The sequence below is a fragment of the Actinomyces sp. Z5 genome (genome assembly GCF_003287795.1).
Classification (GTDB): Bacteria; Actinomycetota; Actinomycetes; order Actinomycetales; family Actinomycetaceae; genus Actinomyces; species Actinomyces glycerinitolerans.
Window position 1 is genome coordinate 24,949 of sequence record NZ_QMIN01000002.1, and the last position, 10,806, is coordinate 35,754.

The 10,806-nt window shown below is 71.9% G+C and carries 12 protein-coding genes; 5 read left to right on the top strand and 7 right to left on the bottom strand.

Annotated features, from left to right (window positions below; translation table 11 throughout):
• Window positions 1–390: 390 nt before the first annotated feature.
• The 4 genes from rph to DRB06_RS00320 all read left to right on the top strand — a co-directional run bounded on the left by rph (window position 391) and on the right by DRB06_RS00320 (window position 3,494).
• Window positions 391–1,224 carry a ribonuclease PH gene (gene rph / locus DRB06_RS00305; RefSeq protein WP_258522086.1) on the top strand — a complete coding sequence of 278 codons (834 nt, stop codon included), beginning with the start codon at window positions 391–393 and terminating at the stop codon, window positions 1,222–1,224.
• A 2-nt stretch (window positions 1,225–1,226) separates the two neighbouring features.
• Window positions 1,227–1,937 (top strand): RdgB/HAM1 family non-canonical purine NTP pyrophosphatase, encoded by a 711-nt coding sequence (gene rdgB / locus DRB06_RS00310; protein WP_258522087.1) that lies wholly within the window; start codon window positions 1,227–1,229, stop codon window positions 1,935–1,937.
• 800 nt (window positions 1,938–2,737) lie between these two features.
• The gene (locus DRB06_RS00315; RefSeq protein ID WP_139240933.1) at window positions 2,738–3,184 is read left to right on the top strand and encodes a hypothetical protein; all 447 of its coding nucleotides are present in this window, start codon (window positions 2,738–2,740) and stop codon (window positions 3,182–3,184) included.
• Window positions 3,177–3,494 carry a transcriptional regulator gene (locus tag DRB06_RS00320; RefSeq protein WP_073330740.1) on the top strand — a complete coding sequence of 106 codons (318 nt, stop codon included), beginning with the start codon at window positions 3,177–3,179 and terminating at the stop codon, window positions 3,492–3,494. Before DRB06_RS00315 ends, DRB06_RS00320 begins: the two co-directional genes overlap by 8 nt.
• Before the next feature lie 45 nt (window positions 3,495–3,539).
• Here DRB06_RS00320 and DRB06_RS00325 read toward each other — a convergent pair whose 3' ends face one another.
• Genes DRB06_RS00325 through clpS form a run of 5 tightly spaced genes read right to left on the bottom strand, consistent with a single transcriptional unit; the run spans window position 3,540 to window position 6,829 of the window.
• Complete coding sequence (locus DRB06_RS00325) at window positions 3,540–4,073, bottom strand: DUF3054 domain-containing protein (RefSeq protein ID WP_258522088.1); 534 nt, start codon at window positions 4,071–4,073, stop codon at window positions 3,540–3,542.
• A 3-nt stretch (window positions 4,074–4,076) separates the two neighbouring features.
• The gene (locus DRB06_RS00330; protein WP_073330743.1) at window positions 4,077–4,877 is read right to left on the bottom strand and encodes an MBL fold metallo-hydrolase; all 801 of its coding nucleotides are present in this window, start codon (window positions 4,875–4,877) and stop codon (window positions 4,077–4,079) included.
• Window positions 4,874–5,779: a glutamate racemase gene (gene murI, locus DRB06_RS00335; RefSeq protein WP_220092944.1), complete on the bottom strand. Its 906-nt coding sequence runs from the start codon at window positions 5,777–5,779 to the stop codon at window positions 4,874–4,876. Before murI ends, DRB06_RS00330 begins: the two co-directional genes overlap by 4 nt.
• 31 nt (window positions 5,780–5,810) lie before the next feature.
• Window positions 5,811–6,467, bottom strand: a complete 657-nt coding sequence (locus DRB06_RS00340) for a DUF2017 family protein (RefSeq protein ID WP_108967967.1) — start codon at window positions 6,465–6,467, stop codon at window positions 5,811–5,813.
• Window positions 6,467–6,829, bottom strand: a complete 363-nt coding sequence (gene clpS / locus DRB06_RS00345) for an ATP-dependent Clp protease adapter ClpS (protein ID WP_073331380.1) — start codon at window positions 6,827–6,829, stop codon at window positions 6,467–6,469. Before clpS ends, DRB06_RS00340 begins: the two co-directional genes overlap by 1 nt.
• A 76-nt stretch (window positions 6,830–6,905) precedes the next feature.
• On the opposite strand from clpS, the gene DRB06_RS00350 reads away from it, so the two are divergent.
• Window positions 6,906–8,300: a nicotinate phosphoribosyltransferase gene (locus tag DRB06_RS00350; protein ID WP_108967969.1), complete on the top strand. Its 1,395-nt coding sequence runs from the start codon at window positions 6,906–6,908 to the stop codon at window positions 8,298–8,300.
• 101 nt (window positions 8,301–8,401) lie between these two features.
• On the opposite strand, the gene DRB06_RS00355 is transcribed toward DRB06_RS00350, so the two are convergent.
• Together DRB06_RS00355 and DRB06_RS00360 are read right to left on the bottom strand one after the other, a co-directional pair.
• Window positions 8,402–10,057 carry a DEAD/DEAH box helicase gene (locus tag DRB06_RS00355; protein WP_395994413.1) on the bottom strand — a complete coding sequence of 552 codons (1,656 nt, stop codon included), beginning with the start codon at window positions 10,055–10,057 and terminating at the stop codon, window positions 8,402–8,404.
• A gap of 158 nt (window positions 10,058–10,215) precedes the next feature.
• Complete coding sequence (locus DRB06_RS00360; RefSeq protein ID WP_073330756.1) at window positions 10,216–10,596, bottom strand: DUF3039 domain-containing protein; 381 nt, start codon at window positions 10,594–10,596, stop codon at window positions 10,216–10,218.
• Between the last annotated feature and the right edge of the window lie 210 nt (window positions 10,597–10,806).

Genomic DNA, 10,806 nt, shown 5'->3' on the forward strand with positions numbered 1-10,806 from the left:
CCGCTTCTGAGGAAGATGTCGGCCTGGAAAGCAGTGAGCCTTTCTCATCAGGGAAGCGCGTTGGCTCCCTATGCGGGGCTTCTCAGGTAGGTCTGGACCTGGCCTGTAGGAGCGCCGCCCATGTCGGACCTGAACCCCTGGCGGGCATCTTGCCCCGACGTCGGAGCCCACATCCCCCTTGCCCGCCAGGGTCGCTGCGCGCTGGGTGGCCTGGATGAGAGTGATCACCCGCCCTGTACGCCGGCGGAATGACGGTGCGCGAAATCCAGCACCACTTGGCCTCGACCAGCGGTGTCGGCGGAGCGGAGACGAATGCCGGACTGCCGCCCGTCCGTACCGGCCGTCCGCCGGTCCCGGGCCCGAATCCAGCCCCCGGGTACCCTGGGGCGCGTGACTGACACCAAGACCCGTAAGGACGGCCGCTCCCCCAACGAGCTGCGCTCCATCTCCATCACCCGCAACTGGCAGGTCAACGGCGAAGGCTCGGTCCTCGTCGAGTTCGGCCGCACGCGCGTGCTGTGCGTCGCCTCATTCGTCGAGGGCGTGCCGCGCTGGCGCAAGGGCGGCGGCGAGGGCTGGGTTACGGCCGAGTACGCGATGCTGCCGCGCGCCGGCTCCGAGCGCTCCGGCCGCGAATCCGTACGCGGCAAGATCGGCGGCCGCACGCACGAGATCTCCAGGCTGATCGGCCGCTCCCTGCGCGGCGTGGTGGACGTGGCCGCGCTGGGAGAGAACACGATCACCCTGGACTGCGACGTGCTCCAGGCCGACGGTGGCACCCGCACCGCCGCCGTCACCGGCGCCTACGTGGCGCTGACCGACGCCGTCGCCTGGGGCACGCGCCGCGGCTACGTCAAGGCTCGCGCCGGCAAGCCGGTCATTGCTGACTCCGTCTCGGCGGTGTCGGTGGGGATTATCGACGGCGTCCCCTGCCTCGACCTGCCCTATGAGGAGGATGTGCGCGCCCAGACCGACATGAACGTGGTCCAGACCGGCGCCGGCAACTTCATTGAGGTGCAGGGAACCGCGGAACACGCCCCCTTCGACCGCACCGAGCTCGGCACCCTGCTCGACCTGGCCACCAAGGGCAACGCCGAGCTGGCCGCGCTGCAGGCCCGCGTGCTGGCCGGTCCCGACGATGTTCCCTTCACCGTGTCCACATCCGAGCGGGCGGTGCAGTCCCCCGCCGGGACCGGCCCGGCGGCCGGAGTCGAGGAGGGCTGACCGTGGCCCCTCAGCTCGACCCGGTGCAGGCCGCGACGCCGTCGGCCGACGGTTCGGTGGCCGTGCCCGTAGGTGCCCGGCTTGTGCTGGCCAGTCACAATCCCGGCAAGTTGGCCGAACTGCGCGCAATCCTGACGCCGCTGGTGGACGGACTGGCTCCCGAGCAGATCATCTCCTCGGCCGGACTCGGCGCCCCCGAGCCGGTGGAGGATGGGCTGACCTTCGCCGCCAATGCCACGCTCAAGGCGCGCGCCCTGGCCCAGGCGACCGGGCTGGCGGCGGTCGCCGACGACTCCGGGCTGTGCGTGGATGTGCTGGGTGGGGCGCCGGGCATCTTCTCGGCCCGTTGGTCGGGCCGCCACGGCGACGACGAGGCCAACCTGCGACTGCTGTTGGGACAGCTTGCCGACGTCGCCGACCCGCATCGTACGGCGCGCTTCACCTGTGCCGCGGTACTGGTGGTGCCGGGCCGGGACGGCGAGCCGGAATCAGTGACCGTGGTGGAGCGCTCCATGGCCGGTCGGCTGCTGCACGCGCCGGTCGGTGCCGGCGGCTTCGGCTACGACCCGATCTTCGTGCCGGTTCAAGAGGACGCCCCGGGCGGTTCCGGGCGGACGACGGCGCAGATGAGTGCGGCGGAGAAGAACGCCATCTCCCACCGTGGCCAGGCCCTGCGCGCCCTGGCTCCCGCCCTGCGGGACCTGCTCGCCTAGCCTTGCCGGGACCGGCGTCCGCACCGAGGTCGGTCGAAGTGGAGCGCCAAGACACGAGCCTCAACCGGTTCTTCCGATTTGGCAGCGCTGTTCCGAGCGGCCGCATCCTCAAGCTCAAGTGCGAAGCGCTGGTCAGTGCTGGTTTCCGATCTTGGGGTGTGGTTTACGACCCCGGGGTGGTCGTGATTCGCACCCCAAGGTCGTAAAACGACATGACAACCGTCTCACGGAAGCACAGCCGGCCGAGGAACACGGGCCCCACCAACCCCGGGCCACAGGAGCAGGTCCCCGTGCCTGAAGCCCGGCCCACACCGCCGGGCGCGGGCCAGGCGGACTGCCGAGTGCGGTGTGTCGGAGGGCTCTGACTCGCGGGCCGTCAGGGGGTGGCGTGATGGGGTGGTGTCGTGGGGTGGACGGTTCGTGTGTTCCGGTGACGGTTCGTCAGGTAGCACCAACGATTCGGCATGAACGACGACGGTTCGTACCCCTACCCCACGAACCGTCGCCGGATGTGCCGAACCGTCGACCAGAACATACGAACCGTCGCCGGATGTGCCGAACCGTCGACCCGAGCAGACGGACTGTCACTCCCAATCCACCGCGATTCATCGTGCGCACGCCCCGCCCACCCGTCACGCCCGCCGGGACGCCGGAACCGGCCCCGCCGGACGGGTGCTCGTCGCCGGGCGCGCGCCGCCCCGCTCTCAAACCGGAAAGACCACTCAACCAACAACACAACACCCCTTGCTTTCCAACACGGAAAACATAATACTTTCCACATCGGAAAGTGAGGTGTAGTCGTGTCCTCATCCCCATCGTCAGCCATGTCCCCCAACGAGGCGCGCAGCCGCCTGCGCGACGTCGCCGCCACCGAGCGTGCGGCCGCGCAATGGCATCCCGCCACCTGGGCGGTCGCGTTGTTCGCCATTGCCTTCGGCACCACGCTCGGCGCCCTACTCACCGAGCACTACTGGGTGCTGCTCGGCGGTCTCGCCGCACTCGTGCTCATACATGTACTGCTGCGGAACCAACTCCTCCGCCCCGGGGTCCGCACCCGAGACGATCTGATCGGCACCGACCGGCAGTGGTGGAAGCGGAACAGCCTGACCGCGTGGGTTCTGGTTGTAGGCGCTGTCATACGGGGGGCGTCTATACATCCGGTGCTGATCGGCGTGCTCGTGCTGCTCGCTACCGCTCACGCCTGGTACTGCGCCGCCGTGGTCTGGCCGGAGGGCAGTCGTGCTTGATCCCGTGATTCACCCGCTGAGTCGCCTGCGGATCTGCGCGACACTCAAGTCCGTCGGGGCCGTGAACGACGGCGCCCTGGTGTGGACCGGTACCGAGATGAAGTTCTCCGCGCTGCGTGACGCGGTTGGTCTGTCCGATGCCAGTCTGTCCAAGCAGCTCAAGGCGCTGGAGGAGGCGGACTACATCCGCCGCCACCGCGACTACGGCGTGGTCCGTTCCATGGACGTCGTCTGGGTGTCGCTCACCCCGCGCGGTCTGAAGGCATTCGAGGATCACGTCGCCGCGCTGCGAGAGATCGCCGGAGATTGACACCGGTTACTTCCTCGGCACGCCACTGGTGCCGGTTGCAGTGCGCTACTCGTGCCGGTCGCGGCGGGCTTGGGCGTCCAGGCGTCGCTGCACGCCCTTGGGGACCAACGAGTCGTGCGCCTTGACGTAGCCGTACATGCAGCGCCAGCCGCCGCAGAAAACCACCAGGAATGCGGCCAGCATCACCGCGAACGACGCCACCCCCCTGGCTCCGGGAATTGCGCCGACAGCAGCACCCCAGGCATACAGGCCCGTCCACGCCGCCCAGGTCAGCGCAATGATCCAGCCGCCGTCCGGCCAGCCCACCTCCAGGTTGTCGCCGGGACGGCGCACCAGCCACGTGACCGCCCAGGCGACGACGACGGCCGCCGCGCCGCGAACGAGCAGTCCGGGCACCTGAGCCAGGTCATGCGCCGACGCGGCGGCGAAGCAGGCGATCAGTGCAACCGAAATCGTGTCGGCCAGCACCACCAGCCACCAGCGGGTGCGGCGCCCGCGCGTCCAGGGCCGATCCGGCCCGTCGGGCACCGGCGGCGTGTAGCTGATACGACGGGGCTCGTCTCGCGGCGATTCCTGCACGGCTCAGAGCTCCCAGCAGGCGCCGGGAGTGGCGGCCGCCAGCGGGCCGTCGTAGACGGCGGCGGCCTCGGCCACCGGATCGTCCGGGTCGGTCCAGGGCTGGATGTGGGTGAGCACGAGCCGACCGGCAGGACGGCGACCGCCCCGCCCCGAGGTGCCCGCGGCAAGCTCCCCGGCACGCCGGCCGGTCAGGTGAATGCCGCGCACGGCGTCGCGTCCCTCCAGGAAGGCGGCCTCGGACAGCAGCAGGTCGACGCCGTCGGCCATGGCCTCAATGCCCTCGCACAGGTCGGTGTCGCCGGTGAAGGCCAGGGTGACGGGGTTGCCGTCGCGCCCGGGTCCCTCCACCCGGTAGCCGAAGGCGTCCACCGGGTGCAGTGCCGGGAACGGGGTGATGGTCAGCGGGCCGACCTGCACGCCCTGCCCCGCCGAGACGGTGCGGAAGGAGAACTCGGTGGCGTAGGTCTCCTGCGCGGGCGTGCCGTCGACGCCGTTCAGGCGCGGCAGCAGCTCTCCCGGGCCGAGCGTGAGCACCGGGTCCAGGCGTCCGGCGGGGTTCCAGCGGCGGAACACGTGCATGCCCACCAGGTCAACCATGTGGTCGGCGTGGCAGTGGGAGATGGCTATGGCGTCCAACTCGGCCGGGTCCAGATAGCGCAGCAACTGGCCCATGGCGCCGGGGCCGAGGTCGAGCACGACCGACCAGGTGCGCCCGGCGGCGTCGTCGGCCTGCACCAGGTAGGAGGAGGCGACGGCGTTGGGACCGGACATGGAACCGGTACAGCCGATGATGGTTAGCTTCATGCGGGATCCTCGCTCGAATTGGGGACAAGGGCGGGGTCTGGTGGGGCGACGGCGGGGGCCGACTCGCCGGCGTGGGCGAGCGGAACTTCGGGTCCCGGGGCGACGGCGGTCGGGGTCGGCTCGACGCGGCGGACGCGTCCGACCTCGGGGCCGAGGAAGCGGCGGGCCAGCACCGCGAAGGAGTCCGGGTCGCCCGTGGCGCGGAACTCGTGGCGGGGGGCGGGGGCATCGGGGTCGCGCAGCAGGTCGCGGCGGGCGAGCTCGCGGTAGACGTCCTTGGCGGTCTCCTGGCTGGAGGTCACCAGGGTGACGTCCTCCCCCATGACGTAGGAGATGGGACCGGCCAGCAGCGGGTAGTGGGTGCAGCCCAGGATGAGGGTGTCGACGTCCGCGGCCTTGACGGGGGCGAGGTACTCCTCGGCCGTGGCCATGACCTCCGGGCCCGTGGTGATGCCGCGCTCGGCCAGCTCCACAAAACGCGGACACGCCTGGGAGAACAGGTGCACGCCGGGAACGGCGGCCAAGGCGTCGGCGTAGGCGTTGGAGTCGACGGTGCCCTGGGTGGCGATCAGGCCGACGCGCCCGTTGCGGGTGACGCGGGCGGCGGCGCGCGCGGCCGGGTGGATGACCTCCACCACGGGCACGCCCTTGTCGCGGGTGTAGCGGCTGCGGGCGTCGTGCAGGACGGCGGCGGAGGCGGTGTTGCAGGCGATCACCAGCATCTTCACGCCGGAGTCGACCAGCTCGTCCATGATGCTCAGGGCCAGGCGGCGCACCTCCTGCACCGGGCGCGGCCCGTAGGGGGTGTTGGCGGTGTCACCGATGTAGAGCACCTGTTCGCCGGGCAGCTGGTCGATGACCGCGCGGGCCACGGTCAGGCCGCCGACGCCGGAGTCGAACATCCCGATGGCCGCATCATTCACAGCGCCGAGACTATGCGGCTCCATCGTCGTTCAATAGCACGGCCACCAGTGATTCCTGCCACCAGGAGAGCATGTCGTAGGACAGCGCCATGGCCCGGTTCCAGCGCTGCCGTTCCCCCTCGCCGGCGGGCGTCTCCTCCCAGGCGAGGGCGTGCACCTGTTCGGCCGCGTCGGCGGAGTCGATGTCCAGCCGCTCGGCGAGCACCAGGCGGGCGTCGTTGAGGGCACCGAGCCAGCGGCCCTCCTGCCCGGCGTGCACCAGCACCGCCCCGCCGGGACCGGTGGGAGCGAGCAGCTCGTGCACCACGTCCTCCATGCGGGAGCGCTTGTCGTCCCGCAGCTGGGAGCGGGTCAGGGCGGCCACCTCGACGGCGACGTCCGGGTCCTCGGAGGCGTCTGGCAGGAGCACGTCCAGCAGCGGGGCCAGGGAGGCGGGGACCGAGCTGGACGCTCCGGCGTCGGCCGGCTCGGGCTCGAAGTCGAGGGCGGCGAGCACATTGCCGTCCCGCGAGCTCTCGCCCGGACGCGGGGCGGGGTGCTCCGCGGCGGCGGGGGCGTCGGCGCCGAGCAGGTCGGCGATCTGTTTGAACAGTCCGGCCAGGTACTCGCGCTCCCACGGTTCCAGGGCGCTGGCCCAGCCCTCGGCCTCGGGGTGGAAGGCGCGCATCAGGCGCCGCCTCCGTCCGGGCCGCCCGCGCTCGGGCCGGAGTCGGCGTCGTCGTCGGCGAGGGGCTCGATGGTGGCGTGCAGGCCGTAGGAGTGCATGGCGGTGACGTCCACCTCCATGCGTTCGCGGGCGCCGCGGGAGACGACGGCGCGGCCGGTGGTGTGCACCTGCAGCATGCGGCGACGGGCGAGCGGGATCGGGAAGCCGAAGTAGGTGTGGAACACCCAGGTGACGTAGTCCATCGTGTTGACGGGGTCGTCGTGCACCACCGTGCACCACAGGCGCTGGGCGGCGGTGTGGGCGTCAGACAGCGTCTGCGCCTCGGGGGCGGAGGCGGCGTCGACGGGCACTGCGGGCTGCATGTTTCCAGCGTAGTCGCGGTCGGATGCGTCGACCGGCCGGTTCCGCCGTGCGCCCGCCTGCGGTAGGTTGGCTGTCATGACAGTCAACCTACGGGACGTCCCCGCCCCGGCAACTTCCAGCACCGCGCTGCTCACGGACATGTACGAGCTGACCATGCTGCAGGCCGCGCTGCATGCCGGCGTCGCCGAGCGGGCCAGTGTCTTCGAGCTGTTCGGCCGCACTCTGCCCGCCTCACGCCGCTTCGGCGTGGTCGCCGGCGTCGGCCGACTCCTGGACGCCGTTGAGCGTTTCACCTTCACCGACGCCCAGATCGATTACCTGCACGCCGCCGGCATTGTCGACGACGACACCATCGACTACCTGCGCTCCTACCGGTTCTCCGGGACGATCCGCGGCTACGCGGAGGGCGAGTGCTACTTCTCCGGCTCCCCGCTGCTGACGGTGGAGGGCAGCTTCGCCGAGGCCTGCATCCTGGAGACACTGGCCCTGTCCATCTACAACTACGACTGTGCCGTGGCCGCAGCGGCCTCCCGCATGACGATCGCCGCCCACGGTCGCCCCTGCGTGGAGTTCGGGGCGCGCCGGGCGCACGAGCGCGCCGCCGTGTCCGCGGCGCGGGCGGCAATAGTCGGCGGATTCGTGGGCACCAGCGACCTGGAGGCCGGCATGCGCTACGGCATCCCCACGGTCGGCACCTCCGCCCACTCCTTCACCCTGCTGCATGACACCGAGGAGGAGGCCTTCGCCTCCCAGGTGGCGAGCCTCGGTCCGGGCACCACCATCCTGGTGGACACCTATGACATTGAGCGCGGCGTCGCCCGCGCGGTGGCGGCGGCCCGGGCCGGCGGTGGCGAACTCGGTGCGGTGCGCCTGGACTCCGGCGACCTGGTGGCCGAGGCCTTCAAGGTGCGCGCCCAGTTGGACGCGCTGGGGGCGACGACGACGAAGATCACCGTCACCAACGACCTGGACGAGTACGCGATCGCCGCCCTGGGGGCCGCGCCGGTGGACTCCTACGGCGTGGGCACCAAACTGGTCACCGGCTCGGGGCGGCCGACGGCGGCCCTGGTGTACAAGCTCGTCGAGCGCGCCGACTCCACCGGGCAGATGCAGGAGGTCGCCAAGTTCTCCACCGGCGGCAAGTCGACCGTGGGGGGACGCAAGTGGGCCGGCCGGGTGCTCGACGCCGCCGGCTCGGCCACCGAGGAGCTGGTCATCTCGGCGCGCTCCGAGGCCGCCGGGCTGGCCGCCCTGGAGCAGGCCGGGGCCCGGCCGCTGCAGGTGGATCTGGTACGCGACGGCGTGATCGTGGAGGAGCACCGCGGCCCGGATGCGCTGGCGGCGGCCGCCGAACGCCACCAGGTGGCACGCGCCGAGCTGCCCTACGACGGCTGGCGGCTGAGCGAGGGCGACCCGGCGATCCCGACCCGCCACGTGGACATCGACCAGCGGCAGCCGCTGCGCGGCTGACCCGGATCCGCAGCCGACGGCTCGACCGGTCTGGCGCCGTCGCCGCGCGCCCCACGGCGTGCTCGCGGCGGCGTCGGGCCCGGGCCGCCGGCTAGTGGTTTTCAGCGCCGCCCGACGAACCAGCGGCGCAGCGTCTCGATGCGCTTGTTGATCTGCTCGGTGGTGGCCTGGGCCACCTCCGGGCCGCCGCATACGCGCCGCAGCTCGGTGTGAATCACCCCGTGGGGCTGCCCGGAGCGGCGCGCCCAGGCGCCCACCAGTTTGGACAGCTCCTTGCGGGCGGCGGCGCGCTGGCGGGCGTCGTCGACCCCGGAGTTGGCGCGGCGCTGCTGCTCGGCCGCCTGCTGCCGCTTCTGCTGTTTGATCTGCTGGCTCTGTCGTTGGCGCAGCAGTGCGGTGACCTGCTCGGGCTCCAGCAGGCCGGGCAGGCCCAGGTACTCCTGCTCCTCGGGGCTGCCCACCATGGCGCCGGTGCCGAACTCGCCGCCGTCGAACAGGACCCGGTCGAACTCGGCGGTGGAATCCATCGCCTCGAACCCGCCCAGCAGGTCGTCCGAGGCGTTCTCGGTCTTGTTGGCCTCGGCGATCAGCCGGTCCTCCGGGGAGCCGAACCGGGAGTCCTCCCCCGCGCCCCGCTTACCGAGCACGTGATCGCGGGCGGCCTCCATCTCTCCGGCCAGCGCCAGCAGCGGGGTGACCGACGGCAGGAAGACGCTGGCGGTCTCCCCCTTGGCGCGTGAGCGCACGAAACGGCCGACGGCCTGGGCGAAGAACAGCGGGGTGGAGGCGGAGGTGGCGTACACGCCCACGGCCAGCCGGGGCACGTCCACTCCTTCGGAGACCATGCGCACCGCCACCAGCCAGCGGTCGTTGGAGGCGGCGAAGGTCTCGATGCGGCTGGAGGCGCCGGAGTCGTCCGACAGGGCGATGGTGGGCGCCTGCCCGGTGATGGCGCGCAGCTGCTTCGCGTAGGCGCGGGCGGAGTTCTGATCGGAGGCGATCACCAGGCCGCCGGCGTCGGGTACCTGTCGGCGTACCTCGGTGAGCCGCTGGTCGGCGGCGGCCAGCACGGCGGGAATCCACTCCCCGCTCGGGTCCAGGGCGGTGCGCCAGGCCTGCGCCTCCATGTCCTTGGTCAGCGGCTCGCCCAGCCGGGCGGCCACCTCGTCGCCGGCGCGGGTGCGCCAGTGCATCTGCCCGGAGTAGCTCATGAACATCACCGGCCGCACCACGCCGTCGGCCAGGGCCTCGGCGTAACCGTAGGAGTAGTCGGCCCGGGAGCGCTTGATGCCCCCGGCCTCCTCGGTGTAGGTGACGAACGGGATCGGCGACTCGTCGGAGCGGAAGGGCGTGCCGGTCAGGGACAGGCGGCGTCGGGCGGGGGTGAAGGCCTCGCGGATGGCGTCGCCCCAGCTGCGGGCGTCGCCGCCGTGGTGGATCTCATCGAGGATCACCAGGGTGCGGGTGCGGTCGGTGCGGGCGCGGTGCAGGTTGGGGTTGGCGGCCACCTGTGCGTAGGTGACGGCGACGCCGTCGAACTGGGACCCGAGCGCGCCCTGGGAGTTGGCGTAGGAGGGGTCGATGCGAATACCCACCCGGGCGGCGGCCTCCGCCCACTGATACTTCAGGTGCTCGGTGGGGCACACGACGGTCACCTTGTGCACGTCGCCGGCGGTGAGCAGTTCGGTGGCGATGCGCAGCGCGAAGGTGGTCTTGCCGGCGCCGGGGGTGGCGACCGCAAGGAAGTCGCGCGGCATCGCCTCCAGGTACTGCTTGAGGGCGGCGGCCTGCCAGGCGCGCAGCGGCCGCGTGGTACCCCAGGCGGCGCGCTGCGGGTAGGCCGGGGAGAGGTTCTCCGCGGCGAAGATGGAGGGCTGGGTCGGATGGTGCTGGGACTTGGAGCGGGGTGCGGGACTCACCGACCGCCTCGTCCGAACGGGAAACGCGGGCGCTTGGGGCCGGAGCCGCCCTGGTCGCCGTTGCCGCCGGGGCGCATCTGCTCGTAGATCTCCTTGCAGGTGGGGCACACCGGGTACTTCGACGGATCGCGGCCGGGGGTCCACACCTTCCCGCACAGGGCGACGACGGGGCGGCCGGTGGCGGCCGCGGCGGCGATCTTGTCCTTGCGCACGTAGTGGGCGAAGCGGTCTGCGTCGCCGTCGTCGGTGGACTTCAGCTCCTCGCGTTCGAGGACGGCGGTGCCGGCGGACTGTGCGGGCTCGCCGGCCGGGGTGCCGGGGGAGCCGGGGCCGGCGGGGTCGGTGCTGGCCTGGAGCCAGGCGGTGAGCTGACGCATGGCCCCTAGTGTATGCCGCCGTGCAGGTGCGGCCGCGGGCCGCGGCTGTGGCGACTCTCTCTCCTTCGGGACCGGCCCGGACCGCGGCGATTCCGCGCCGGCAGGAGGCACGGAAGGGACGAGCGCGGGTGCGGCCGCGGCAGCGGAGGCGCAACCTGGACAGGCGGAGGCGGCACCCGCCGGACGGATGCCGCCCGGCGGGTGCCGCCT

Excerpts from the sequence above, each read along its gene's own strand:
- DRB06_RS00330 (WP_073330743.1), bottom strand. The coding sequence starts at position 4,877 with ATGAAGCTAACCATCATCGGCTGTACCGGTTCCATGTCCGGTCCCAAC.
- murI (WP_220092944.1), bottom strand. The coding sequence starts at position 5,779 with ATGTTCGACTCCGGCGTCGGCGGCCTGACCGTGGCCCGCGCGGTCATC.
- DRB06_RS00340 (WP_108967967.1), bottom strand. The coding sequence starts at position 6,467 with ATGCGCGCCTTCCACCCCGAGGCCGAGGGCTGGGCCAGCGCCCTGGAA.
- clpS (WP_073331380.1), bottom strand. The coding sequence starts at position 6,829 with ATGCAGCCCGCAGTGCCCGTCGACGCCGCCTCCGCCCCCGAGGCGCAG.
- DRB06_RS00350 (WP_108967969.1), top strand. The coding sequence starts at position 6,906 with ATGACAGTCAACCTACGGGACGTCCCCGCCCCGGCAACTTCCAGCACC.
- DRB06_RS00355 (WP_395994413.1), bottom strand. The coding sequence starts at position 10,057 with ATGCCGCGCGACTTCCTTGCGGTCGCCACCCCCGGCGCCGGCAAGACC.
- DRB06_RS00360 (WP_073330756.1), bottom strand. The coding sequence starts at position 10,596 with ATGCGTCAGCTCACCGCCTGGCTCCAGGCCAGCACCGACCCCGCCGGC.